Below are 23,754 nucleotides of genomic sequence, written 5' to 3'. Positions count from 1 at the left end.
ATGGGGTCACCAAGGCGAAAAGTCTCGGTCTCACAAAATTTACTGGCCGTTAACATCGCGGGTTTCTACTAGTCGCGGAAATTGATCGCCACCATTCATCCCTACTTACGGAGTACGCAATGAACCTTTCACGTCGTTCGCTTCTGGGCGCTAGCACCCTCGCCCTCGGCCCCATCGCACTCGCTCTCAGTGGATGCTCGACGGGCAAGGGTGGGTCGAGCGGAGGAAATGACGACGCATTCGTGCTCTGGATGTGGCCCGAAGGTTACGGAGACAAGGTCCTCGACGCCGTCACAAAGGAGTTCCCGGACCTGAACCTCCGCCAAGACGTGATCGGTGGCGACTTCAAGCAGAAGCTCACGACCACCTTCAGCGCCGGCTCCGGCCTTCCCGACATCACCGGCGTCAAGGGCGAAGACATCGCATTTTTCTGCTCAAAAGCCGACTACTTCGAGGATCTCAACGAGCTCGGTGCGAAAGACATCAAGGGCACCTACCTCGACTGGAAGTGGGAGCAAGCGACAACCAAGGACGGCAAGCAGATTGGCATCCCCATCGATATCGGCCCCACCGCCCTCTTCTACCGCTTCGATGTGTTCGAAGAAGCGGGCCTGCCCTCCGAACCCGCCGAGCTCGAAGCCGCCATCCGCAGCTGGGAAGAGTACTTCGAGCTTGGCAAGGAGCTCATCGCCAAGAAGCCGGGCACCTACCTCATTCGCAACACCGCGAGCGTCTTCGGCACGGCTTGGCGCCAAGCCGGCCAGGGATTCGTCGATGAAAACGGCACCTTTATCGGCGACCAGGACCACATCAAGAAGGCATGGGACCTCGCGATCGCCGCGAACGACGCCGGTATCAACGGCGCACTCGCCGCTCAAACCACCGATTCGGCCGCCGCGGTCAACGCCGGGCGCCTCCCCGCGGACTTCGGCGCGTCATGGCACCTCGCCGACCTCATGTCCGACGCACCCGACACCACCGGAAAGTGGCACGTGTGCAAGCACCCCGGCGAGGCCGTCAACAAGGGCGGCTCCTTCCTCACCGTTCCGAAGGGAGCGAAAGACCCGAAGAAGTCCTTCGAGGTACTCTCCTTCATCCTGAACGCCCGCAATCAGGCCCTCGAATACACGAACAGCGGCAACTTCCCCGCTGCACCCGAGGCGCACTCGATGCCGGAGGTCGACGGCCCCGTCGAATTCCTCGGCGGCCAAAAAGCCGCGGAGGTCTTCAGCGCCGCCGCCGAAACCGTGCGCCCGCTCTATGAAGACCCGAACTCCGAAACCGTGAACGCGCCGTTCTACGCGGAGCTTGAGCAGGTCGAATCGTCGAAGAAGGACCCGGCGAAGGCCTGGAGCGATGCCGTCACGGCCGCCAAGCGCATCGCCGAACAGGCCGGCCTGACACTCGCGTGATCACAGCGGCAGCACCGGTGGTGGGGCAAGCGTCGGACCATTCCGACGCCTGCCCCACCTCACGGCGCTTCCGCGATCCCGCCTCGCTTAACCACGAAAAGGTCGACTTCAGAGCGGCCTTCAAGAACATCGAGAGCATGCCACACGCGCTCGGCGCCCCACGGCGAGAGAATCGCCGCGTCCCGCGGGTCGATGAGATCCCACGCCTCAAGCTCTTCCTCCTGCAGACGCACTCGATCGCGAAGCTCCGCCTCGGGAACCACCCCGGCATCGAACACGAAGTGAACTCCCATCGGTGCGCCGTAGGCGGCGCTCGACGGCACCCAGCTCACCGAAAGGAGCCGGCCGACCGGAAGATCCAGGTTGAGCTCTTCGCGCAGCTCCCGGGCGGTGGCCTCTCGCGCGTCCTCGCCGGCATCCACGCCTCCGCCCGGCAAGAGCCAGTGGTCGCGGTAGTTCGGTTTTTCCACGAGGATTCGACCGTGCTCGTCGCGGATCACGGCCGCACCCGAGCTGAAGAGGGTAGGCAGCTGCTGGTAGAAGTAGGGGTTCGGGAGGAGGTCGCTCATGCCTCCACGGTAGCGAGGCGGCCTGAGCCCGGTCAGGGTCGGCATGCGCCGGCAACAGTTCTCGTCGATGCTCGTCGAGGTCACCTCGCCCAGTGCACCGCTCTCGTGCCGCATCCCGCACGCCACCCCGGGCCACATAATCTGTATACAGATCTTTTCGATGACAAAAGCCTGTCCCGTCAATTTGCAAAAGACACCCAAAGCCGCGCATCTAATGCGATTACAGTCGACGCGCTCTCGGGCACGAGCAGCCGCCCGCACACCGCGCACTGCGCGCGGGCAAAGTCCCCCGCTCGCGCGCTATACTCGAACGGGCAGCGGAGCCAGCGAATTGGGGCACCGCGGCCCTTCCCGCCACCGTCGGCGGGGCACACACAATTCATAACCCCAACCGTGTGGATAGCTTTATATCCCCGCGAATATTCACATCATCAATACCCGGAAGTAAGGTTCAGTGCTCCGTGTTCGCGACGGCTGCGGACTCAGTAGCTCCTATAACCTCACGCTTTCCGAATTACGGAGTTTTCCATGGATATCTCACGCCGTTCGCTTCTGGGCGCCAGCGCGCTCACCCTCGGCCCCGTCGCTCTCGCCCTCACGGGCTGCTCCACCGGTAAATCCGGCTCCACCTCGGGTGGCGGCAGCGACAAGGACTTCGTTCTATGGACCTGGCCCGAGGGCTTCAGCGAGGACACCCTCAAGGCCGTCAAAGAACAGTTCCCCGACATCAACTTCCGCCAGAATGTCATCGGTGGCGACTTCAAGCAGAAGCTCACGACCACCTTCAGCGCCGGCTCCGGCCTTCCCGACATCACCGGCGTCAAGGGCGAAGACATCGCCTTCTTCCTCTCGAAGACCGACTACTTCGAGGATCTCAACGAACTCGGCGCGAAAGACATCAAGGGCGACTACCTCGACTGGAAATGGCAGCAGGCCACCTCGAAAGACGGCAAGCAGCTCGGTATCCCGATCGACATCGGCCCCACCGCCCTCTTCTATCGCATCGACGTGTTTGAAGAAGCAGGACTCCCCTTCGAACCAGCCGAACTCGAAGCCGCGATTCGCGAGTGGGACGCCTACTTCGAACTCGGCAAGGAACTCATCGCCAAGAAGCCTGGCACCTACCTGATCCGCAACAGCGCCGGCATCTTCAGCACCGCCTACCGCCAAAGCGGCAAGGGCTTTATCGATGAGAACCAGATGTTCATCGGCGATCAGGACCACATCCGCAAGGCCTGGGATCTCTCGGTCAAGGCGAATGCTGCCGGCATCAACGCCGCCCTTGACTCGCAGACCGCTGACTCCGCGGCAGCTGTCAACGAAGGGCGCTTGCCCGCCGACTTCGGCGCGTCGTGGCACCTCGCCGACATGAAAGTCGACGCCCCCGAAACTGCCGGCAAGTGGCGCGTGTGCAAGCACCCTGGTGAGGCCGTCAACCAGGGCGGTTCGTTCCTGACTATCCCGAAGGGCGCGAAGGACCCGAAGAAGTCGTTCGAGCTCATCTCCTTCATTCTCAACGCGAAGAACCAGGCAGTCGAGTACACCTTCAGCGGCAACTTCCCCGCTGCACCCGAGGCGCACTCGATGCCCGAGGTCGACGGTGCCGTCGAATTCCTCGGCGGCCAAAAAGCCGCGGAGGTCTTCAGCGCCGCCGCCGAAACCGTTCGCCCGCTGTATGAAGACCCGAACTCCGAATCGGTCATCGCACCGTTCACTGCAGAGCTCGAACAAATCGAATCGACAGGCAAGGACCCTGAAAAGGCGTGGAACGACGCGGTCACGGCCGCTAAGCGCATCGCCGAACAGGCCGGCATCAAGGTGAAGTAACAGATATGAACAATCCCCAACCCCGGCCACTCGGGGCGCGCATCAAAAAGGCGCTGCCGCAATACCTGGCCATCTCGCCGTACTTTTTCTTCTTTTTCGTGTTCGGTGCGATGCCGGTCGTTTTCACGATGGCGCTCGCGTTCACGAACTGGTCGGGGTTGGGCGACTTCGACTTGATCGGCTTCACCAACTTCAAGTACCTGGTCTCCGATCCCCTCTTCTACAAATCCCTCGTCAACACCCTGATTCTGTGGGTCATGGGCACTGTGCCGACCCTCGTTCTCGCGACGATCCTCGCCCTCATGCTCAACTCGACCCTCAGGTTCTCGACGACCTACAAGGTCATCTACCTGATCCCAAACATCACGTCGATGGTCGCGATGGGTATGCTGTTCAGCTCGATCTTCTCGAGCCAATTCGGTATCGCAAACGCCATCATCAACGTCTTCGGTTTCGAGAACATCGCGTGGCTTCAAACCGAATGGGGCATCAAGATTGCGATCTCATGCCTCACGACCTGGGCGTTCGTGGGCTACAACGCGCTGCTTATCCTCGCCGGCCTCCAGGCGATCGATAAATCCCTCTACGAAGCCGCCGCACTCGACGGCGCAAACTCGTGGCAGATCTTCTTCCGCATCACCCTCCCCCAGCTGCGGCCGATCATCCTGTTCGTCACCCTGATGTCGACGATCGGCTCACTCCAAAGCTTCACCGAATCGCAGGTGCTGACCTCCTCAAACTCTGGAGGTGCAGCAAGTGCGGGCGGCATCAACAACTCTGGTCTCACCATGGTGATGTACTTCTACTCGGTGGCCTTCCAAGAGAACCGCTACGGCTACGGCGCCGCGATTGCGTGGGGCGTTTTCGTTGTCGTCATGTTCTTCTCGATCATCAACTGGCTCGTGACCCGCGAGCGCAAGGACTAAGGGGCGCCTCGACATGACAGCTCAGACTCATACGGACACGATTGTTCGCCGCCGCAAGCCGATCCGGATCACCACGATCCTCAAATACATCGCGCTCACGGCGGGCGCGCTCGTCTCGTTGTTCCCGTTCTACTGGATGTTCATCCTCGCGACCCACCCGTCGTCCGCGATCTTCAAGTTCCCGCCGGATGTGCTTCCCGGTGATCGTCTCGGCACCAACATCGAGACCATCACCTCGAAGATCAACATTTGGGCGGCAATGGGCAACACCCTGGTCGTGGCCCTGTCCGTGACGGTGCTCGGGCTCTTCATTTCGTCGATCACCGCATTCACCTTCGCAAAGTTCGAGTTCCCCGGCAAAAAAGGCCTCTTCCTCATCATCATGGCCACGTTCCTTCTGCCGGCCCAGCTCGCGAGCATCCCGCAGTTCCTGTTCATGAGCAAGCTCGGTTGGACCGGCGACCTCAAGGCCCTGATCTTCCCGTCGCTCGCGAGCGCGTTCGGCGTGTTCTGGCTTCGCCAATACGCAACGAACTCGGTCTCAACCGAGTTGCTCGAGGCTGCCCGCATCGACGGTTGTGGCTTCCTGCGCCAGTACCGCCACGTGTGCCTCCCGCTCATCAGGCCGGCCCTCGCCTTCCTCGGCATGTTCACGTTCATCGGCGCATGGAACGACTTCATGTGGCCCCTCATCGTGCTCACGAACCCGGATAAGCTCACGCTCCAGGTCGCATTGAGCCAGCTCAAGACAGCCCACGGAAGCGACTACGGCATGCTCATGGCCTCGGCCCTGATCGCGGTCGTGCCGCTCATCATCGTGTTCATCATTGGCGCGAAGCAGTTCATTGCGGGTATCGCCGAGGGTGCGGTGAAGTCCTAGCCCGCTCCTTCATGAGCGGGGGCAATCCCTCCCTCGGCGCTCAGGCTTTGCGGGTTTCGACGTTCGCGCCGCCAACGAGTTCGGCAAGCTTCGCGTCGTACCAGGCCGCTGCCTGTTCCGGCGTTTTGTCGCCCACCATCACGGTGTCCATCGCGTCCTGGATAGCGGAGGACACCTCGGGATAGACCGCGAAGGCGGGCCGGTAATGGGCGCCCTCGAGCATGTCGGTGAAGAATCCGACGGTTGGCGAATAGCCCCTGTACTCCTCGTTTTGCGCGACGTCCCTCCTCGTCGTGAGCGTGCCTCCCGAGATGTTGCGCTGAACCTGGTGCTCGAGGCTGCATAGCTCCTTGACGAGTGCGAACGAGAGGTCGCGATCACGCGCGTGCGTGGGGATCGCCCAGCCCCAGCCTCCCGCGAGAGTTGTCGATCCGGGGGCTTCGCCGTGCTGGGTGGGCATGAAGGCGACACCGACGTCATCGGGCCACGTGGGCCAGGGGGCGAGGCTGCCTTCGGCCCAGAGGAATGAGATCCACGATCCATCGATGAGGATGCCGAGCTCGCCCGCGGGGAACATCGTGGCCTGCACGGCCTCCATGAGATTCGGGTCGAAGTGGCGGGCTGCGGGGAGTGTGAGCCCTTCGTCGAACTGGCGCTTGTAGAACGCGAGCGCGTCAATGAAGCCTTGCGATCGCGCGACCCATTTCTTCGTCTCGGGATTGTAGAGCGTGTCGTTCGTGCCGTAGAGGAGCATCTCGAGGCCCTGCATCGAGGCTGATTCGCCCTGCGCTTTTCCGCAGTACATGAACATGCCGGTCGCGCCGATGTCGGCGTCGCGGATCACCGCGGCGGTTTCGGCAATGTCGTCCCACGTGCTCGGCTGCCACTCGGTGGGAAGTCCCGCCTTCTCGAACACTCTCTTGTGGTAGTAGATGCCGCGCGTATCGGTCTCGGTGGGAATAAGGTGCACGCGCCCCTCGGGGTCCTTGGCAGCCTCCTTGGAGGCCGGGTAGAAACTCTCCCAGGCCTCCCACGCGTCAACGAGATCATCGATCGGTTGAAGGTAACCGGCGGCGATGTCGGACTGGAGAATGAAGGAGTCTTCGAACACGACGTCCGGGCAGCTGCGTGGCGAGGACATAAGCAGCTCATTTTTGGTGAAGTAGTCATTCGCCGCGGCCACGATCGGCACGAGTTCGACCTTCACCTCCGGGTGTTTCGCGGTAAAGCTCGCGGCTACTCCCGTCAGCCACTGCTCGAGGTTCCTGTCTGATCCGAACTGTTGGAACGCGATCCGCAGCGTCGAGGCGTCGCGTTCGCTCGCGCACCCGGTCAGCATCGATAGCGGGAGCGTTGCCGCTACACCGCCCGTCACCGTGAGGAAGTTTCGGCGCGACGGCCGGCTCGTGACTTTCACGGCGTGGTGCATGATGGCGGTCCTCTCGTTCGCGGGCCACCGGAGTGCGTGGCTAAGCTGCCCCGTACTCCAGGCGAGGGGGCCGGGGAGGTCCCCCGTAGCCTATCGATAACCGGGCTGTTCGCAGAGCTCTCGCCGGGTCGCGGGCGCGCGGCCCCTACGCCGCGGCGCTTCACTCACCCCTTAACCGCGCCGTCTTCCACTCCCTTGAAGAAGAAGCGCTGGAACACGGCAAAGAACAGGATGATCGGCACGAGCGCAATCATGGTGCCCGCGGCGATGACGCGCGGGTTGGAACCGAAGTTTGAGTTAAGGTACTGCATGCCCACGGTGAGCGTGTATTTGTCGGGATCGCTCAGCACGAGCAGCGGCCACAGGAAGTCATCCCACCCGCCGATGAACGCGAAAATGGCGACGACACTCGCCATACCCCGCACGTTCGGCCACACCACTCGCGTGATGATTTGCCACGTATTCGCGCCGTCGATCACGGCCGCGTCAAGGAGCGCCGGCGGGATCGATCGGCACGCCGCCATCATGAGAAGAACGTTGACAGCACCGATGAGGCCGGGAAGCACGACGCCCGCGAGCGAGTCAGCGAGGCCAAGCGACTTGATCGTGAGGAACTGGCTCATGAGGGTCACTTCGCCAGGCAGGAGAAGCGTCGAAAAGAGAATCCCGAGCGCGATTTTCTTGCCCTTGAACTGCAAGCAGCCCAGGGCGTAACCGGCGATCGTCGAGAACACGACATTCGCTATCGCGAGCGTCACGGCAACGATAAGCGAGTGCCAGGCGTAGCCGAGGATCGGCACAGTGTTGGCAACCTCGACGTAGTTGTGGAGCGTGAAATCACTCGGCAGAAGCGACGGCGGGAACTGATAGATCGGGTCCTTCGGGCCTTTGAAACTCGTGCTGAGCTGCCACAGGAACGGCCCCACCGACACGAAGAACATCGCGACGAGCAGAATGTAGCGCACGATCAAACCGGCAAGCGTCGGCTTATTAAATCCCCCGGATTCCTTGCTGCGCCACGGGCGATTCGTGTTGCGGTAGGTGCGGGAAGAGGTTCCGACGGCTTCCGGGTTCACGTTGCCGGCTCCGGTTTCGAGAGTGGACATTCCGATCAGTTCCTTAGTGCGCGTTCGAGTCTGGCCGGTTGTTGAGGTAGGCCACGAGGATGAGCGGCCCCACCGTGAAGAGGAAGAGGAGCACGGAAAGCGCCGAAGCGTATCCGAGCCTGCCGTTGAGGCCTGAGCCGACCTGCTGGACGAGCATGACGAGCGAGGATGCCTCGCCACCTGGACCGCCCGAGCCTTTCGAGAGCACGTACAGTTCGGAGAACACGCGCATGCCGCTCACGGTGATGAGGGCGCTCACAAGGAACATTGCGCCGCGCACGCCGGGCACGGTGACGGACCAGAAGCGGCGCCAGGCGCTTGCGCCGTCCATGGCTGCGGCTTCGTGGAGTTCGGTGCCAACGTTGGCGAGCGCCGCGAGGTACACGACCATGTAGTACCCGAGGCCTTTCCATACGGTGAGGACGACGGCCGTGAAAATGAGGCCCCATCGCGAGGCGAGGAACGGCAACGGGCCTTGAACGAGGCCGAGGAATTGCAGGGTTTCGTTGATGACGCCGCGTGAGTCGAAGAGCCACTGGAAGATGAGGGCCACGACAACAACCGAGGCGATGACGGGGAAGTAGAAAGTAGTTCGGAAGAACGAGATGCCGGGGATCATGCGATGCACGAGGAGAGCGAGCAAGAGCGGCAAGAAGGTCAGGAGGGGGACGCACGCGACGGTGAAGGCAAGCGTCGTTCCGAGCGATGTCCACACGCGCGCATCGCTGAAGAGCGCCGCATAGTTGTCGAAGGCGACGAAGGTTCCGCCCGTGAGCGGGCGCGCATTCGTGAAGCTCAGGACGACCGTGTTGACGAACGGCCACAGAGCAAAAACGGCAACCCACACAACTGCGGGGCCTACGAGGAGCCACGGGACGTACCACTTGTATGAACGCACGCTACTTCTTTCCTTCCAACGGTGCGGCGTGAAGGGGCCGGGCGAGGCCCGAGGGGCTTCACCCGGCCAGGGGTGTCAGCTGAGCTGATCGTTGCCGTACTTCACGGCTGCGTCGAGCGCCTCTTTAGCCGTGATGTCGCCGCGCATGGCGAGCGCCATCTGCTGCCCCATGTTGGTCTTCATGTCTTCGGTCCACATGACGTTCGTGGGGTCGACAGCGGTCTTCATCGACTCGGCGGCCAGCTCAACTGCTTTGTTCTGCAGCTCGATGTCCGACTTCTCGGCGAACTTGCTGGGGTCGGCTGCCGCTTCTTTCGTGCCGGGCAAAAAGCCCTGTGCGAGCTTGACGAACTCGATCTGGTTTTCGGTGTTCGTCGCGAACTTCGCGAAGGCGAGTGCTGCGGCAGGGGCCTTCGACTTTGCGGAGACGGCGATGCCCTGTACGAACAGAGGCGGCTGCCCCATACGCTTCGTCACGACCGTCTTCTCGATGAGGCCGGGGTTATCGGTCTTGAGCTCGGTCGGGTAGCTCGAGGTCGCCGTTGTCCACAGAACCTTCTCCTGCTTGTACAGCTGGGCGTTACCGGTGTAGTTATCGCTCAGCACCTCGACCGGCATGGCCTTGGCTTTGTACAGCTCCACGTATTTCTGCAGGAAGTCGACGTTTTCGTCGGTGTTGAAGTTGAACTTGCCGTCGTCACCAGAGGTGATGATGATTTCGGGGAGCGAGGAGATGATCGGGGCGGATCCCCCCTGCTTGGCGGCTTCCATGGCCAGGTCGTAGAGCTCGTCGAAAGTCGTGGGCAGCGAATCTTCGCTCACGCCGAACTTGCTCAGCGCATCGATGTTCCACCAGGACATGTCGGTACCGAGGTACCACGGGTAGCCGTAGCTGCCGTCGATGCCCGGCATTTCGTAGGCCTTGACGCCGCCCTCGACGTACATGTCTTTGAGCTTGTCGTCGGCCTTCGCGAGGTCGAGAAGCATGCCGTTCTTTGCGAGTGAGTACGCGAAGTTCGGCGGAACGTTGACGACGTCAGGGAGCGCGCCGGAGTTTGCCTGGCCGAGGAGCTTATCCTCGTAGCCTTCGCCGGGCTGATCCATCCACTTGACTTTGACGCCCGGGTTTTCTTTTTCGAACCTCGCGACGAGGTCTTCAAAGTAGGGGCTGAATTTTTCGTTCTTGAGCGACCAGGTCTGGAACGAAATCTCGCCCTCGACCTTGCCTTCTTTGGCTTCCTTGGCGGCGTTATCCTGTTCGGCGCTGCCGCCGCCACCGCTCAGACCGCATCCCGCGAGGGTGAGCCCCATGAGCCCGACGCCTGCACCGAGAACCGCGCGACGAGTTGTTTTCATTGCCGTGTACCTCTTCCTTGAGATGTCGTGAGCGGCACCAGACCGGTGATAACTAAACCGCTAAAGTTGAGTGTACACGCCTCCTCAGCCACACGAAAGACTGAGGGCCCGCAAGCAGATCGCTCTGCCCGCGGGCCCAAACCCCCACAGCCCCTATGGAATCCAGTTAAAAGCGGGCGCGAAGGGTCACAATCTGGAACGGTCGGGCCGCGATCGTGATCCGGTCGCCGTCAGCGCGCTGGGCCTGGTAGTGCAGCACCGACTCCTCGGTCAGCTCACGCTCGAGAAGATCCACAGCGACAATCTCCTCAGCGCCAGGCACCACAACGACGCCCTCGCCGCGCCTCCCCTCGGACTCGTATAGGCGCACGATCAGATCGCCCGACTGGTCCTCGGCGAGTTTGAGCGTCTGGAGGCGCAGGGAGGTCCCCTCCCCCTCGATGCGCGCAAGCGCAGCGTCCACGAGGTCGTGATCGACATCGCGCGGCACCTGATTGAGTCGCGTGCCCTCGTCGATTGCGTCGGCAATCGACGCACCCGGAACGAGCGAATACCGCATCCGGTACTGCCCCTCCTCAGCGCGCGGATCGGGGAACTCGGCCGCGCGGATCACGGTCGCGCGCACGATCGTGGTCGTGCCGCCGTCGCTCTCGCGGAGGCATCGGCGCACGTCGTGGCCGTACGAAGAGTCGTTCGCCAGCGCGACGGCCGAGCCGGCCCGATCACCCTCGTGCACGCGCACCCAGCGGTGCGCGCACGTCTCGAAGCGACCGAAGTCGTCGAGCGTGTTGACGGGGATGGGGCGTTCGATGTGCCCGAACTGGATCTCGCTCGCCATGTGCGCCGCGCGCAGGTCGAACGGGAGCGCGAGCTTGAGAACCTTTTTGCGCTCGTGCCAATCCACGTCGAGCACGACCTCGAGCCCCTTGGCGCCGGGCGCGAGCACGTATGTGAGCACAATCCTCGAGCCGGTCCCGTTAGAGGGCGCGCCGGGGTACGGACGCTCCTCGGTGCGCACGCCCTCCGTGCGGGTCTCGTAGGTGGCGCGCACGTGCACCGCCTCGCCTTCGCGCTCAACACTCACGGGTCCGACGGCTGCCAGGTCCCTGCCAATGCGCCGATAAAACTCGTCGATGTCCCACGAATCCCACGCGTTGGGAGTATCGCGGTGAAGCTGGAGCAGCGCGCCCTTCGCGCCGGGAGCGATGAGCTCGCGTCCGCTTTCGCCGGCGCGGAGACTCACGAGGTGGCCGTCGGCGTCGATCGTGGCGGACACGTGGCCGTTGCTGAGGGCGAAGCAGCCGTCGGACTCTTCGCACGTAACCTCGCCCGCGGTTTCACCATCGCCGCTGCTCTCCCCCGCGCCCGTGTCCTTTGCCCTCGCGATTGCCTCGAGGGCTTTCTCGACGAGTTCCTCGCCGCGCTCCGCGATGCCCTCGTAGTTGTGTTCGGTCTCCTTGTGCACCCACGCGATCGAACTGCCGGGGAGGATGTCGTGGAACTGGAGGAGGAGGACCTTTTCCCACAGCTCGTTGATCTCCGCATAGGGGTACTCGAACGAGTCATCGAGGCGTGCGGCGAGCGCGCTCCATTTCTCGACGTCGTGCATGAGCGCCTCACTCCGGCGGTTGCCCTGCTTACCGCGGATCTGTGACGAGTACGTGCCGCGGTGCAGCTCGAGGTACAGCTCACCGTTCCAGCGTGGCGCATCGGCGTATTCGGCGCGGCTGCGCTCAAAGAATGCCGTGGGGCTCGAGAACTCGACCTTCGGCGAACCCTCGAGGTTCGCGGCCCGGCGGCCCGCCGCGAGTTGCTCGCGCGTGGGGCCGCCACCGCCATCGCCCCAACCGGTCGGGCTAAGCGCGATGTGGCTGCGGCCCTTGTCCTTGTAGTTCTTCTCGACGTATGCGAGTTCTTTGCCGGTGAGCTGGCAGTTGTAGGTGTCGGCGGGCGGGAAGTGCGTGTACTGGGTCGTGCCGTCGATGCCCTCCCACCAGAACGTGTGGTGCGGGAACACGGAGAACTGGTTCCAGCTGACCTTTTGGGTGAGGAAGTTGGTGTTGCCCGCGGCGGCGCAAATTTGCGGAAGCGCGCCCGAATATCCGAAGGAATCGGGCAACCAGGTTTCTGTGGTTTCGAGCCCAAACTCGCGCAAGAAGAAGCTCTTACCTTGAATGAACTGCCGGGCCATTGCCTCGGAGCCGGGCATGTTCGTGTCGGACTCGACCCACATGCCACCCACGGGAATGAAACGGCCGCTCGCGACGTGCTCCTTGATGCGCTCGAACAGTTCGGGGTAGAAATCTCGGATCCACTGGTACTGCTGCGCCGATGAACACGAGAACGTCAGGTCGTCGTAATGCTCGAGGAGCCAGCACACGTTGGAGAAGGTGCGCGCGCATTTACGCACTGTCTCGCGCACGGGCCAGAGCCACGCGGAGTCAATGTGGGCGTGGCCGGTCGCGATCACGGTCATCGCGGAGGCATTGGCGGGCTTGTCGAGTTCGCGACGCAGCACCTCGCGCGCGTCGTGAGCCGTCGAGTGCAGATCATCCGGGTCGGCGACGTCGAGCGCGTCGTCAAGGCAGCGGAGGATGTCCTGGCGGCGCGTGCTGTCCTCGGGGAGTTCATGCATGAGGCCGTTCAGCGCAACGACATCCTGTTCGAGCTCCCAGATCGTTGTCGAGCGCCACGCGAGGCGAAGTTCCGTGAGGTCGTAAATCGGGTCGTCTCCCGCGCTCTCCCACTCACCGAGCTTCGTCGGCGCGAATGTCCAGTCACCTGCGACGTTGGGGTTGGCGGCAAGTTCGAGGTAGTACTCGAAGCTCGTGGTGCCGGGTTCGAGCGTGAGGTACTGGTTGTAGGGATTGACCGCCTTGACGGTGGTGCCGTCGGTATTCCAGATGAGCGCCTCGGCTTGGAAACCCGGCATGTTCGTAAACGACAGGTTGAGCTGGAGTTCCACGTCGCGCTCGTCGTCGCTCGCCCATCCTTCGGGGACCTCGCCCGTGACGTGCAGCCACAGCGTTGACCAGGGGCGGCCCCAGCGAGCGCCGACCTCGATGGGGCTATAGGTCTGCGCTTTCGCTTCGTCGAAGGGAACTGGCTCGCCGGGCACTTCCCACGCTTCGATCGAGACGGGCGCGGTATCGAGGTGGCGCCTCGCGGGGAGTTGTTCGGCGAGGAACCGTCGGACCCGGTCCTCGCTGTGCGCGCGGTTGTTGAACATCGGTTGGCCTTTCGTCGAGGGTCTGCTGCGCGTTCGGGTTGCGGGCGGGCACGGTCGTGATCGGCGTGTGGCGAACGACGGTGCTCGCGCTATCCGAGCTCGAGGCTTCGGTACTCTCCACGGCGAGCGAAGTCCATCCATTCGCCGAAGACATCGGATCCTGTATTGGTGAGGGAGCGGTTCGAGCCATCGGCCTTCAGCCCTTCCACGATCACGCTCGGCGTCGAGGTTGGGGTCGTGGCAAGCTCGCCGGCTTTCTCGAGAGCGATGAGGTCGCGGAGGCGCTCGCCCGCGGGTTTCACCACTCCTTCGGAATCGATGAGACCCAGGCTATATTCCAGATCTGGGAAGTCGGCAAGCGCTCTCGAAACATCGTGGGAGCACCACCAGGTGATACCCGAGAGGTTTCGGTACCCACACGCTGCGCGAACGGTTCCCTCGAGGAAATCGGCGGCGTTCTCGGGGCTCACCCACGGCGTTGGCGCGCCCACTTCCTGGAGCCACACGGAGCGGTCCGACGGTTGCCCGCTCACCCTGTGCCAGAGGTCTGCGACTTCGAGCAGGTAGCGGGCGAAGTGGGGAAGCTCGGGGGCATCGACGCCGTAGCGCTGCGCCGCGCCGCCGAAGATCCACGAGTGCACGGTTGTGGAGTCACCAAGTTCAACGGCCGCGCGGGGAGTGAAGGGGTGAGCATCGACGAACCAGGTGTCATCATCAAAGCAGTGGTGGTGTGCTCCCCTCGGGAAGGCCCCGCGCACCTCGGCGAGCAAGCCGTCGAGCCAGGCGTAGGCCTCGCTCGGGGAGATCTCGTGGCGTTCGGGGTGCCGTGGGGCGGCGAACTGACCGATCTCGTTGCCGAGGGTGAGGCCCGAGACATGTGTGCGGGTGGAAAGCTCGGCGGCAAGGGTGCGCGCGAGGGCGCGCTGGCCGTCCACGACGTCGGCGTCGGTGAAAATGTTGCGGCGATGCCACGTACTCACCCACGAGGGGAGGAAGTCGAAGCTCGACAGGTGACCTTGGAGGAGATCCACGGAGACCGTGAGGCCCGCGTCGCCGGCGGCGTCGGCGACGGCGAGGACGTCATCGATGGCTTTCGAGTCGATGAAAGTGCGATTGGGCTGCAGGAGCGGCCACAGCGGGAAGATGCGCACGTGGTCGAGGCCGAGATCGGCGAGGGTCGCGAAGTCGTTGTCGACCGAGCCGAGATCGAGGTTCGCCCAGGAGTGGAACCAGCCTTTTCGGGGGGTGTAGTTCGCGCCCCACGCGTGCTGTTGATTCATCGCGTCACCTCGTTGTCGCTGGATACCCATGCGCTCACCTAAAGCGCTTTAGCTCAAAAGGTATCATGGACTGCATGGCCCGCCCCACCATCGCCGATATCGCCCGCACCGCCGGTGTCTCGAGTACCGCCGTGTCGTTCGCGCTCAACGGGCGTCCGGGAGTCGCCGAACCCACCCGCGAAAAAATCATGGCGATCGCCCACGACATGGGGTGGACCCCAAACAGTGCCGCTCGAGCGCTGTCCACTTCGCGCGTCAACGCGATCGGCCTCATCATCACGTCGTCCTACGCCGAACTCGCGCGAGACGCCTTCTTTCTCCAGCTCATCGCGGGCGTCGAGCACGCACTCTCGTCGAGCCCCGTCGCCCTCGTCCTCAAAATTGTCGAGAACTTCGAGGATGAGCTCACGGCGATTCGCCAGTGGCACGGCGAGTCCCGCATCGACGGGCTCATCCTCGTCAACCCTCGCCCCGACGACCCGCGGCCTGCGCTTACGAACACGCTCGGCGTTCCCACCGTCTTCATCGGCAAGCCCGGAACGAACGAGCCGTTCTCCTCCGTTTTCATCGACGACGCTCTCGTCATGGACACGCTTATCGAGGACCTCGTGGCCCACGGAACGCGCCGCATCGCCTACCTCCATTCGCACGCCCGCTACAGTCACGGCGAGGCTCGCCTCAAGGCCCTCAGGCGCAGCCGCCCGGGGATCACGGCAATTGAGCACGGCATCCCCTTGGGCGAGCTCGACGACACCTGCGCGGCCATTCGCGATTTCGCCTCGATGCTCGACCTCACGGCCGCGACGACGTTCGTGTGCGAGAGCGAGGACCTCACTCTCGCGACCCTGCGCGCACTCAGCGACCTCGATGTCGCCGTCCCCGCAGACGCGGGCGTCGTGTCGTGGGAATCGACCCCGGGCCTCACGCTCCGTACCCCTGCGGTCTCGACGCTCGAGCGAAGCCCCGCCGAGATGGGAAGCGCCGCGGTGGAAGTCCTCCGCGACATGCGCGACAATCCCGGGCCCGAGCCCCGCACACGCGAACTCGCGTGCCCGCGCCTTCACGCGCGCGACACTCTCCCGCCGCGCGTCGAGAGCTAGAGAAGCGGCTCGGCCACGAGCGACGGGCGAGAGATCCCCGCAACGTCGAGGGCAAGCTCGCAAAACATCGCATTGGACCACGAGAACCACTCGCGCGTGAACGCCGTGGGATCGTTGCAGTCGACCCCTTCGTGCATATAGCCGGTTCCACCGGTCGTCGCGAGGAGCAACTCGAGAATCGCCCGCTTCTCGTCGATGTGGGTCGAGGTGAGCCCCTCGATGGATTTCGCGATGGGCCACACGTAGCCCTCGGGCGTATGCGGGGAGCCGACTCCCGCGAGCGCCGATCCCTCGTAATAGAACGGGTTGGCGGTGCTCAACACGGCCGCGCGTGTCGCGAGATACAGCGGGTCCTCGGCATCAATCACGCCCAGATACGGGAGAGACAGAAGCGAGGGGACGTTCGCGTCATCCATGAAGAGGGCTTCACCGGAACCGTCAACCTCGTACCAGAACCGGGCACCCCCCTCATCGCGCGTGATTCCGTGCACCTCAATCCCCTTGAGGATCCCCTCGCGTACGAGGTCGGCACGCTCGCCCAGGGGCAGACGTCGGACCCCTTCACCCTGCTCCCCCGGCGCCTCGCTAAATCCGGCCGTCGCGCATGCCTCCACGAGCGCCGGCACGGCCCTGAGAGCGGCGGCCATGAAGAGGTTTCCCGGGATGTTGTAGCCGAGCGCGCACGCGTCATCGCTCGGGCGAAAGCCCTGCCAGACGAGCCCACACGGCTCAGTGAGCCGCCCGCGCCCCTCGCGTACGAGCGTGTCGGTGGGCGGGCAGTCGCGGCGCACGAACGTGTACGTCGAGCGTTCTTCGTGGTGGGTTTCGGTTTCGAGGACCTCGAGGACGGCCTCAAGGGCTGGGAGCGTGTCGGCGGTGATCCAGGATGTGTTGCCGGTTGCGAGCAGGCGCGCGGCGAGGTCAATCGGGTAGGCGAGCGAGTCAATCTCGAACTTGCGCTCCCACACCCACGGGCTCGGCTCGGGTTCGTCGTCATCCCAGCGGTTTGAGTTGGCTTCCTCGTTAAAGGCGTTTGCGTACGGGTCGATGAGAATCATGCGCCAGTGCGTCGCGAGCAGGCCGCCGATCAGGTCACCGAGGGTTTCGTCCTCGCCGACCAGGCGAAGCAGTGGCGAGAGTTGCGCGCACGAATCTCGCAGCCACATCGCGGGGATGTCGCCCGTCATCACGAACGTGTCCCCCTTGCCGCGGCAACGAACCGTCGTGCGGGCGGTGTTGTCAAGGAATCGCACCACGGCCTCGGCGACGTCCTCGCCAGCAGCGTCGCGCACGCGGGCAGACACGCGTTCAAGGAGTTCAGGGGCGAGTTCAATGCCTTGGGGGTGGGGGGTTCCGACGGTGGCAAAGCGGGGCACTCTTAGCTCATTTCGCTCGGGGTTCTCGGCCGCCAACATTGGCGGACGTCGACCTTCTTCCGGTCTTCGATGCTCCCACTTTCTCGCATCCCGCACCGCGGAGGCAACACGGCTCGTGCCCCTCTTGCGCCTTTACATTCCCAGGTAGGGGCCTTACCCTCGTGTGTGAATCGCGTCATAGCTGCGCGATTGGCCCATATGCGTCTACAACGGAGTGAGACATGGATCGCCCACTTTCCCGCCGCGCCCTTATTCGCGGTAGCGTCATCCTTGCCGCTGCCACAGGTGCGCTGTCGCTGGCGTCACCTGCACTTGCAAACCCGCACCGCCCCGGACGCGGCTCGAGAATTGCCTCGGTCGCCTATATCGAAGTCAACAGTAATTCGATTCTGAACGTCGGCAATTATGTTCTTTCCGACGGCACTCCAGCATTCGATTACGTGGTTATTTTCGCAGCGAATATCAACTACGACGGCGAAAAAGCCTACCTTCACATGAACGACAATGTTCAGCGAGTCCTCGACAACGCAGAGACCACGATCCGCCCTCTCCAGCAGCGCGGCATCAAGGTCCTCCTTTCCGTCCTCGGCAACCACGAGGGCGCTGGCTTCGCGAACTTCCCGAGCCGCAAGGCGGCCGACGACTTCGCGAAACAGGTCTCGCGTACCGTTCGCCGCTACGGCCTCGACGGCGTAGACCTCGACGATGAATGGGTCGAATATGGCAAGAACGGCACGGGCGAGCCGAACGATTTTTCCTTCCTCGCGATGCTGTCATCGCTGCGCAAACGACTGCCCAACCGAGTGATCTCGTTCTACTTCATCGGCCCGAGTTCCGAGCACGCCGAGTATCGAGGCCTCAGCGCGGGCCAGCTCGTCGATTACGCATGGAATCCGTACTACAACCAGTACAACGTTTTCGACGTCCCGGGGCTGCCAAAAGAGCGCTACGGCGCAGCCGCGATCGACCTTTCGAAGGCGAGCGGGATCTCCCTCCGCGGAATTGAAAAGCTCGCCCAGCGCACGGTTGACGACGGCTTCGGGGCGTTTGTGACATACGAGCTTCAGCCTGGCGATCAGTCAGCGAAGGTCAGCGCCTTCACCCGTGCGCTGTATGGAAGCGACGCCACCTACACCGGCGAATTCGTCCTATGAAAGGAGTCGCGCCATGCGTCCATCAGTCAAGGTGACGGAGCGATCCTCACGGCGAACCTTCCTGAAGGTGACCGGAGGAATCGCGAGCACACTCCCCCTCGCGATGCTCGCAGGCTGCTCGAGCGAGCGCGATTCGTCCACGCTCAAGGTCGCCTATCAGCAATTTGGTTCGGGCACGACCCTCCAGCAGTGGCTCACGAAGATCATCGCGGAGTTCACCAAGAAGCACCCCGGCGTGAGCGTCGAGCTCCTGCCGATCGTCGCCGCGGAGAACGACTACTTCACGAAGAACGAACTCTTGATGTCGTCGCCCCGAAGCTGCCCCGACCTCGTTTTCGAAGACACCTTCATCCTGCTCTCCGACGTTGCCGCCGGATACATTCAACCGATCGACGATCTCGTCAAGGGCTGGGAGGGCTGGGACAACCTCTACCCCGCTTCCCAAGCGGCAGCCGTCGATCCCGAGGGGCGCGCGCACTGCGTTCCCACTGAAACGGACACGCGCGGCATCTATTACAACAAGAAGGTCTTCGAAAAGGCCGGCCTGCCCACCGAGTGGCAGCCGCGCACGTGGGAGGAGATCGCCGAAGCTGCCACGACCATTCGTGACGCGAACGTCGATGCCGCCGGCATGTTCATGTACTGCGGGAAAACCCAGGGCGAAAAAGCCTCGATGCAGGGCTTCGAAATGCTGCTGTATGGCACGAACGACACCCTCTACAACCCCGAGACGAAGAAGTGGGTCGCAGGGTCGCAGGGCTTCATCGACACGCTCGCGTTTTACAAGCGCCAGTTCGACGAGAAGCTCACGCTGCCCGTCTCCCAGCACCTCGACCCGAATATCGCCGAAGCGATCCAATCGACGATGTTCCCCGCCGGCAAACTCGGGATCCTCATTGACGGCTCGTGGATCTCCAACCAGTGGGCTGAGGACGGCCCCGCACCGTGGCCCACGTGGCAGGACGATGTGGGCCTCGCCCAGATGCCCACGCAAAATGGAGAAGAACCGGGGCTGACCACCCTCGCCGGCGGCTGGGGATGGACGATCCCCACCCACGCGCGCGACCGAGAGCTCTCGTTCGAACTCATCAAGGAACTGTGTACGCTCGAGAGTCTCGTCTACCGCAATAAGAGCGGCGCCAACCTCACGACAAGGAGGGACGTCGCGAAAAACGAGGAATACAGGACTTACTCGCCAACCGTCGGATTCTTCACCGACATTTTCGAAGCCGCCTACTACCGGCCGGCGTTTGCTGTCTATCCCGAAGTGTCTTCCGCTCTTCAAGACGCAATGGACACCGTGATGGTGGGCGACAAGACTCCCGAGCAGGCAGCCGCCTGGTACGACACCAAGCTCACCGAGCTGGTGGGCAAGGACAACATCGAGGTGCGTCATTCATGAGTACATCCGTAGATGCCGTCGCAGCGGCGCCAACAAGCGCGCCAACCAATCGCAAACGGACTCCGCTCGGGAATCACCTCACGCCTCGCCGCGGCCTCCTCATGGTTCCCGCGTTCCTGCTCATCGCGATTTTCATGCTCGGCCCGATCGTCTATTCGATCTATCTCGCGTTTACGAATAAAGCCGTGCGCGGGGAGAACGCGAAAGCCGTGGAGTTCGTCGCGCTGGACAACTTCATCACCGCCTTTAGCGACGATCGGTTCTGGAACGCCGTCGTCCTCACCCTGATTTTCACCCTGGTGTCCGCGGTTATCGGCCAAAATCTCCTCGGCATGGTTCTCGCACTCCTCATGGAGAAGGCCAACCGCCTCGTGACGTTCATCGGCACGTCGATCGTGATTCTCGCGTGGATCCTCCCAGAGGTCGTCGCGGGCTACCTCCTGTACACCTTCTTCGCCGATCAGGGCTCCCTCAACACGCTCCTCACGAGCATCGGGCTTCCCGGGCAAGACTGGCTCTTTAGCGCGCCGATCCTCGCGGTGTCCTTCGCGAACATTTGGCGCGGAACAGCGTTCACGATGCTTATCTATTCGGCGGCTCTCACGTCGATCCCGAAGGACGTATACGAATCAGCGGAGATCGACGGCGCGGGGGCGTTCACGCGACTTATCCGCATCACAATTCCGCTTATGCGTACCGCGATCGCCACGAACCTCATGCTCATCACGCTGCAGACCCTTTCCGTTTTCGGTCTGATCTTCATCATGACCGGTGGCGGGCCGTCCGGTCGCAGCCAGACCCTCCCCCTGTACATGTATGAGCAGGCGTTCTCGTACGGCCAGCTCGGCTACGGCACCGCGGTCGCGCTAATCCTGCTCGCGATTGGGGCGATCGCCTCACTCATCTATCTGAAGCTTCTGCCTGAGGAGGACAAGCGATGACCACCGCAGCTCCCACGAAGGCCCGTGCGAAAAGCGACCGCGGAAACCAGCCTCACACGGCGCGCGGGCGTCTCACGTCCGTCCTCTCCTCGATCGTCATCGCCCTCATTAGCGTAAGTTTCGCGATCCCCATTCTGTGGGTCGTGCTTGCGTCATTCGATACCGAAGCGACTCTCGCGGTGAAAGCGCCGGAACACTGGAGTTTCGGCAATTATCAGGCAATCTGGAACGAGCAGACGACGTTCCGCCCGCTCCTCAACTCGCTTGTGCTGTGCGGGTGCGCAACACTCATCACGATGACGGTCGCGGTGCTATGCGCCTACGCCTTTTCTCGGTATCGCTTCCGGGCGCGGCGCCCTCTGCTTCTCGGCATCCTGTTTTCCACGGGCCTTCCGATCACGGCGATCATGATCCCCGTGTACTCGATGTTCGTGCAGGTCAACCTCGTGGACTCCATGCCTGCGGCGATCCTGTTCCTCGCGACCTCGTCGCTTCCCTACGCCATCTTCCTCACGAAAGGGTTCATCGATTCGGTGCCCGTCGAGATTGAGGAAAGCGCGTGGACGGAAGGTGCGGGTGTGGTGCGCACGATCCTCTCGGTCGTTCTTCCACTCATGAAGTCGGGCCTCGCCGTCGCCACGATTTTCACGTTCGTGGGCATGTGGGGCAACTTCTTCGTGCCGTTCATGCTTTTGCTCAGCCCCGAGAAACTCCCGGCAGCCGTCACCCTCTACACGTTCTCGTCCCAGTACGGCCAGGTGGCGTACGGTCAGCTCGCGGCGTTCTCGATCTTCTACTCCGCCCCGATCGTGGTGCTGTATTTGGCTCTCGGCCGCAGCCTCGGCACGGGCTTCGCGGCCGCCGGCGGCGTCAAGGGCTAGGGGGTCCGACGGTTGCTTTAACCTGAAGAGCGCTCCCGGCATCAATCGCCGGGAGCGCTCTTTGTGTACCAGGCGGCGCGTGCCGCGTGGAGCGTTACTTCGCCTCGTGCACCTCAGCGTCGCCGCCGGCCACGCTCGAGTCGCTCGAGGTATCGGTGGCCTTCACCGTCGGCGTGCTCGCCCTGTGGGAGGCGCGCACCTCCTGCGCCTTGTCCTTGGCCGTCGATGCAGCTCCCTTCGCGGCGCTCTTGGCCTGCTCGGCAACCTCGGGGGCCTTGTCCTTCACGGTCTCAGCCGCGTCCTTCGCCACCTTCGAGACGGTTTCGCGTGCCTGGCCAACCTTCTCCTGCACACGCGGATCGTCTACGTACTGCTTGGCGGTCGCCTCGAGCTTCTCGTAGGGCTCACGGCCCATCTTCGAGCCGATCACAAAACCGATAGCGATGCCGGTCGCAAGAATGAGCTTGTTCTTCATGGTTCCTCCTCCATAGAGGTGTGTCTGCGGACACAGCCATCGTGGCACACGGTGCTGGAGGGAACCCGGCCGTCAACTCTCGCTGCCCGAAAGATCAATCCGCTCCATCCCGCAGTACACGTTGAAGCGACCGTCGTCTCCGTCAGCGCGCACGAATCCACACAGCGTGATGCCGAGCCGCGCGGCGGTGTCGATCGCGAGGGAGGAGGGGGCGCTCACGCATGCGATGAAGCCGATGCCGGCCATCGCGGCTTTCTGCACGATTTCGAAAGAGGCGCGAGAGCTCACGAGGAGCACGGCGTCGTTGAGGGGCAGACGGTCCTCGAGGAGGGCCCAGCCGATCACTTTGTCGACGGCGTTGTGACGGCCGACGTCCTCACGAAGCACAAGGCGCTCACCCTCCGGAGTAAGGAGGGCTGCCGCGTGCACGCCGCCGGTTTTCGAGAACGCCGCCTGGCCGTCGCCTAGCTCGCGTTGCGCCCGAAGAAGGTTCGACGGCTGCATGGCAAACGTCGGAGCGAAATCGTGACGCACCCGCTGCGTCACCTGGTCGATTGAAGCCGAACCGCACACGCCACACGCGCTCGAGGTAAGGAACGGCTTCGTGATCACCGGGGCTGTGGTGATCGTGCGGGTGGTGAAATCCATGACGTTGTAGGTGTTGCGCTCGAAACCGGAATCATCCTCGACGACGGCACCGTCGCAGTAGCGAGCTTCGCGCACATCCTCGCGGTTCGTGATGTACCCCTCGGCATGAAGGAAACCGTGGATCAGTTCGACATCGTGGCCAGGGGTGCGCATCGTCATGGAGAGCTGCTGGCCGTTGAGACGAATGTCGAGCGGTTCTTCAACGGCGACGGTGTCGGGCCGCTCAGAGTGGTAGAGCTTGCCGTCCCGGATTCGTATGCGCGTCAGACGCGTCGATGCTGTCACTCGTCCCATAGCACCTCAGCTTAACTGCATTCGTTCGCTCCGGCACGGCCTGTACCCTTGCTTCGTGACCGTGAAGGATTCCCCGCCGAGAACTGCTGCGCTCGCCCATGCTTTGCGCGGCTCGAAGTTCCTGATCGTGGGCGGCCTCGTGTTCTTCTTTGATGCGGCGATGTATAACGTCCTCGTGTTTTGGAGCCCGACGCACGGCTGGAGCGAGGGGCTCATGCACGACCAGCCGATCCTCGCGAAGATCCTCACGATTGCTGCGGCTAGCTGCCTCACGTATCTCGGGAATCGCTTTTGGACGTACGGGGACCGTGACAAGCCGCAGACGGCGAAATCGATTCTCGCGTTCATCATCGTGAACGTGATCGCGAGCGCGCTGCAGCTCGGTTGCCTGGGGTTTTCCCGCTACGTCCTCGGGCTGGATTCGGCCTTCGCGGACAACGTGAGCGGCACGTTCATTGGCCAGGTGGTTTCCACGACGTTCCGGTACTTCACGTACGGGAAGTTCGTTTTTCCTGAGGCGGAGGGGTCCGACGCCACCTAGACTCGAGGTGAAGCATCTTTTGAAAGGCGT

The 23,754-nt window shown here is 63.0% G+C and carries 20 protein-coding genes; 10 read left to right on the top strand and 10 right to left on the bottom strand.

The window, feature by feature from the left end; all coding sequences use genetic code 11:
* Window positions 1-119 precede the first annotated feature (119 nt).
* Window positions 120-1,412 carry an extracellular solute-binding protein gene (locus E6X30_RS04490; RefSeq protein ID WP_034371720.1) on the top strand — a complete coding sequence of 431 codons (1,293 nt, stop codon included), beginning with the start codon at window positions 120-122 and terminating at the stop codon, window positions 1,410-1,412.
* A 59-nt stretch (window positions 1,413-1,471) separates the two neighbouring features.
* Here E6X30_RS04490 and E6X30_RS04485 read toward each other — a convergent pair whose 3' ends face one another.
* On the bottom strand, window positions 1,472-2,095 hold the full coding sequence (locus tag E6X30_RS04485; protein ID WP_016663754.1) for an NUDIX hydrolase: 624 nt from the start codon (window positions 2,093-2,095) through the stop codon (window positions 1,472-1,474).
* A gap of 414 nt (window positions 2,096-2,509) precedes the next feature.
* On the opposite strand from E6X30_RS04485, the gene E6X30_RS04480 reads away from it, so the two are divergent.
* The 3 genes from E6X30_RS04480 to E6X30_RS04470 are packed head-to-tail and all read left to right on the top strand — an operon-like array spanning window position 2,510 to window position 5,614.
* A complete protein-coding gene (locus E6X30_RS04480) occupies window positions 2,510-3,808 on the top strand; it encodes an extracellular solute-binding protein (RefSeq protein ID WP_016663753.1) in 1,299 nt (432 codons plus the stop codon).
* Between the two features lie 5 nt (window positions 3,809-3,813).
* A complete protein-coding gene (locus E6X30_RS04475; protein ID WP_210386263.1) occupies window positions 3,814-4,734 on the top strand; it encodes a carbohydrate ABC transporter permease in 921 nt (306 codons plus the stop codon).
* A gap of 13 nt (window positions 4,735-4,747) precedes the next feature.
* Window positions 4,748-5,614: a carbohydrate ABC transporter permease gene (locus tag E6X30_RS04470; RefSeq protein WP_070435582.1), complete on the top strand. Its 867-nt coding sequence runs from the start codon at window positions 4,748-4,750 to the stop codon at window positions 5,612-5,614.
* Window positions 5,615-5,654: 40 nt separating this feature from the next.
* Here E6X30_RS04470 and E6X30_RS04465 read toward each other — a convergent pair whose 3' ends face one another.
* The 6 genes from E6X30_RS04465 to E6X30_RS04440 form a co-directional block, all read right to left on the bottom strand.
* A complete protein-coding gene (locus E6X30_RS04465) occupies window positions 5,655-7,043 on the bottom strand; it encodes an extracellular solute-binding protein (protein WP_083288046.1) in 1,389 nt (462 codons plus the stop codon).
* Window positions 7,044-7,207: 164 nt separating this feature from the next.
* Entirely contained in the window at window positions 7,208-8,149 is a 942-nt protein-coding gene (locus tag E6X30_RS04460) for a carbohydrate ABC transporter permease (protein WP_070435581.1), read from the bottom strand.
* A 13-nt stretch (window positions 8,150-8,162) separates the two neighbouring features.
* The gene (locus tag E6X30_RS04455; protein WP_034371714.1) at window positions 8,163-9,047 is read right to left on the bottom strand and encodes a carbohydrate ABC transporter permease; all 885 of its coding nucleotides are present in this window, start codon (window positions 9,045-9,047) and stop codon (window positions 8,163-8,165) included.
* A gap of 75 nt (window positions 9,048-9,122) precedes the next feature.
* Window positions 9,123-10,403, bottom strand: a complete 1,281-nt coding sequence (locus E6X30_RS04450; protein ID WP_034371711.1) for an extracellular solute-binding protein — start codon at window positions 10,401-10,403, stop codon at window positions 9,123-9,125.
* A 166-nt stretch (window positions 10,404-10,569) separates the two neighbouring features.
* Window positions 10,570-13,632 carry a glycoside hydrolase family 38 C-terminal domain-containing protein gene (locus E6X30_RS04445; RefSeq protein WP_316335796.1) on the bottom strand — a complete coding sequence of 1,021 codons (3,063 nt, stop codon included), beginning with the start codon at window positions 13,630-13,632 and terminating at the stop codon, window positions 10,570-10,572.
* 89 nt (window positions 13,633-13,721) lie between these two features.
* Complete coding sequence (locus E6X30_RS04440) at window positions 13,722-14,912, bottom strand: glycosyl hydrolase (protein WP_070435579.1); 1,191 nt, start codon at window positions 14,910-14,912, stop codon at window positions 13,722-13,724.
* Between the two features lie 74 nt (window positions 14,913-14,986).
* On the opposite strand from E6X30_RS04440, the gene E6X30_RS04435 reads away from it, so the two are divergent.
* Window positions 14,987-16,012: a LacI family DNA-binding transcriptional regulator gene (locus E6X30_RS04435; RefSeq protein ID WP_168161685.1), complete on the top strand. Its 1,026-nt coding sequence runs from the start codon at window positions 14,987-14,989 to the stop codon at window positions 16,010-16,012.
* On the opposite strand, the gene E6X30_RS04430 is transcribed toward E6X30_RS04435, so the two are convergent.
* Complete coding sequence (locus tag E6X30_RS04430; protein WP_316335795.1) at window positions 16,009-17,388, bottom strand: glycoside hydrolase family 125 protein; 1,380 nt, start codon at window positions 17,386-17,388, stop codon at window positions 16,009-16,011. The genes E6X30_RS04435 and E6X30_RS04430 overlap by 4 nt on opposite strands.
* A gap of 221 nt (window positions 17,389-17,609) precedes the next feature.
* Between E6X30_RS04430 and E6X30_RS04425 the strand changes: the two genes are divergently transcribed.
* Genes E6X30_RS04425 through E6X30_RS04410 form a run of 4 tightly spaced genes read left to right on the top strand, consistent with a single transcriptional unit; the run spans window position 17,610 to window position 21,766 of the window.
* Window positions 17,610-18,542 (top strand): endo-beta-N-acetylglucosaminidase H, encoded by a 933-nt coding sequence (locus tag E6X30_RS04425; RefSeq protein ID WP_316335794.1) that lies wholly within the window; start codon window positions 17,610-17,612, stop codon window positions 18,540-18,542.
* A 13-nt stretch (window positions 18,543-18,555) separates the two neighbouring features.
* On the top strand, window positions 18,556-19,944 hold the full coding sequence (locus E6X30_RS04420) for an extracellular solute-binding protein (protein ID WP_316335793.1): 1,389 nt from the start codon (window positions 18,556-18,558) through the stop codon (window positions 19,942-19,944).
* Window positions 19,941-20,885 (top strand): carbohydrate ABC transporter permease, encoded by a 945-nt coding sequence (locus E6X30_RS04415; protein WP_259893143.1) that lies wholly within the window; start codon window positions 19,941-19,943, stop codon window positions 20,883-20,885. The genes E6X30_RS04420 and E6X30_RS04415 overlap by 4 nt, the downstream gene beginning before the upstream one ends.
* The gene (locus tag E6X30_RS04410; protein WP_316335792.1) at window positions 20,882-21,766 is read left to right on the top strand and encodes a carbohydrate ABC transporter permease; all 885 of its coding nucleotides are present in this window, start codon (window positions 20,882-20,884) and stop codon (window positions 21,764-21,766) included. Before E6X30_RS04415 ends, E6X30_RS04410 begins: the two co-directional genes overlap by 4 nt.
* Before the next feature lie 94 nt (window positions 21,767-21,860).
* On the opposite strand, the gene E6X30_RS04405 is transcribed toward E6X30_RS04410, so the two are convergent.
* Both E6X30_RS04405 and fdhD read right to left on the bottom strand, forming a co-directional pair.
* The gene (locus E6X30_RS04405; protein WP_316335791.1) at window positions 21,861-22,241 is read right to left on the bottom strand and encodes a hypothetical protein; all 381 of its coding nucleotides are present in this window, start codon (window positions 22,239-22,241) and stop codon (window positions 21,861-21,863) included.
* A 72-nt stretch (window positions 22,242-22,313) separates the two neighbouring features.
* Window positions 22,314-23,183, bottom strand: a complete 870-nt coding sequence (gene fdhD, locus E6X30_RS04400) for a formate dehydrogenase accessory sulfurtransferase FdhD (protein WP_316335790.1) — start codon at window positions 23,181-23,183, stop codon at window positions 22,314-22,316.
* A gap of 55 nt (window positions 23,184-23,238) precedes the next feature.
* Here fdhD and E6X30_RS04395 point away from each other — a divergent pair, with 55 nt between their 5' ends.
* On the top strand, window positions 23,239-23,724 hold the full coding sequence (locus E6X30_RS04395) for a GtrA family protein (RefSeq protein ID WP_316335789.1): 486 nt from the start codon (window positions 23,239-23,241) through the stop codon (window positions 23,722-23,724).
* The last annotated feature ends 30 nt before the right edge of the window (window positions 23,725-23,754 follow it).

Origin of the sequence: Dermabacter sp., assembly GCF_032550575.1 — a bacterium.
GTDB lineage: Bacteria > Actinomycetota > Actinomycetes > Actinomycetales > Dermabacteraceae > Dermabacter > Dermabacter hominis.
Note: the sequence above shows the minus strand (reverse complement) of the source record. Positions and strands in the feature narration are given on the sequence as shown.

What these genes read in the sequence shown, in the direction of transcription:
- E6X30_RS04420 (WP_316335793.1), top strand. Translation starts at nt 18,556, where the DNA reads ATGCGTCCATCAGTCAAGGTGACGGAGCGATCCTCACGGCGAACCTTC.
- E6X30_RS04475 (WP_210386263.1), top strand. Translation starts at nt 3,814, where the DNA reads ATGAACAATCCCCAACCCCGGCCACTCGGGGCGCGCATCAAAAAGGCG.
- E6X30_RS04490 (WP_034371720.1), top strand. Translation starts at nt 120, where the DNA reads ATGAACCTTTCACGTCGTTCGCTTCTGGGCGCTAGCACCCTCGCCCTC.
- E6X30_RS04470 (WP_070435582.1), top strand. Translation starts at nt 4,748, where the DNA reads ATGACAGCTCAGACTCATACGGACACGATTGTTCGCCGCCGCAAGCCG.
- E6X30_RS04425 (WP_316335794.1), top strand. Translation starts at nt 17,610, where the DNA reads ATGGATCGCCCACTTTCCCGCCGCGCCCTTATTCGCGGTAGCGTCATC.
- E6X30_RS04460 (WP_070435581.1), bottom strand. Translation starts at nt 8,149, where the DNA reads ATGTCCACTCTCGAAACCGGAGCCGGCAACGTGAACCCGGAAGCCGTC.
- E6X30_RS04410 (WP_316335792.1), top strand. Translation starts at nt 20,882, where the DNA reads ATGACCACCGCAGCTCCCACGAAGGCCCGTGCGAAAAGCGACCGCGGA.
- fdhD (WP_316335790.1), bottom strand. Translation starts at nt 23,183, where the DNA reads ATGGGACGAGTGACAGCATCGACGCGTCTGACGCGCATACGAATCCGG.
- E6X30_RS04440 (WP_070435579.1), bottom strand. Translation starts at nt 14,912, where the DNA reads ATGAATCAACAGCACGCGTGGGGCGCGAACTACACCCCCCGAAAAGGC.
- E6X30_RS04435 (WP_168161685.1), top strand. Translation starts at nt 14,987, where the DNA reads ATGGCCCGCCCCACCATCGCCGATATCGCCCGCACCGCCGGTGTCTCG.
- E6X30_RS04405 (WP_316335791.1), bottom strand. Translation starts at nt 22,241, where the DNA reads ATGAAGAACAAGCTCATTCTTGCGACCGGCATCGCTATCGGTTTTGTG.
- E6X30_RS04485 (WP_016663754.1), bottom strand. Translation starts at nt 2,095, where the DNA reads ATGCGGCACGAGAGCGGTGCACTGGGCGAGGTGACCTCGACGAGCATC.
- E6X30_RS04480 (WP_016663753.1), top strand. Translation starts at nt 2,510, where the DNA reads ATGGATATCTCACGCCGTTCGCTTCTGGGCGCCAGCGCGCTCACCCTC.
- E6X30_RS04445 (WP_316335796.1), bottom strand. Translation starts at nt 13,632, where the DNA reads ATGTTCAACAACCGCGCGCACAGCGAGGACCGGGTCCGACGGTTCCTC.
- E6X30_RS04465 (WP_083288046.1), bottom strand. Translation starts at nt 7,043, where the DNA reads ATGCACCACGCCGTGAAAGTCACGAGCCGGCCGTCGCGCCGAAACTTC.
- E6X30_RS04415 (WP_259893143.1), top strand. Translation starts at nt 19,941, where the DNA reads ATGAGTACATCCGTAGATGCCGTCGCAGCGGCGCCAACAAGCGCGCCA.
- E6X30_RS04450 (WP_034371711.1), bottom strand. Translation starts at nt 10,403, where the DNA reads ATGAAAACAACTCGTCGCGCGGTTCTCGGTGCAGGCGTCGGGCTCATG.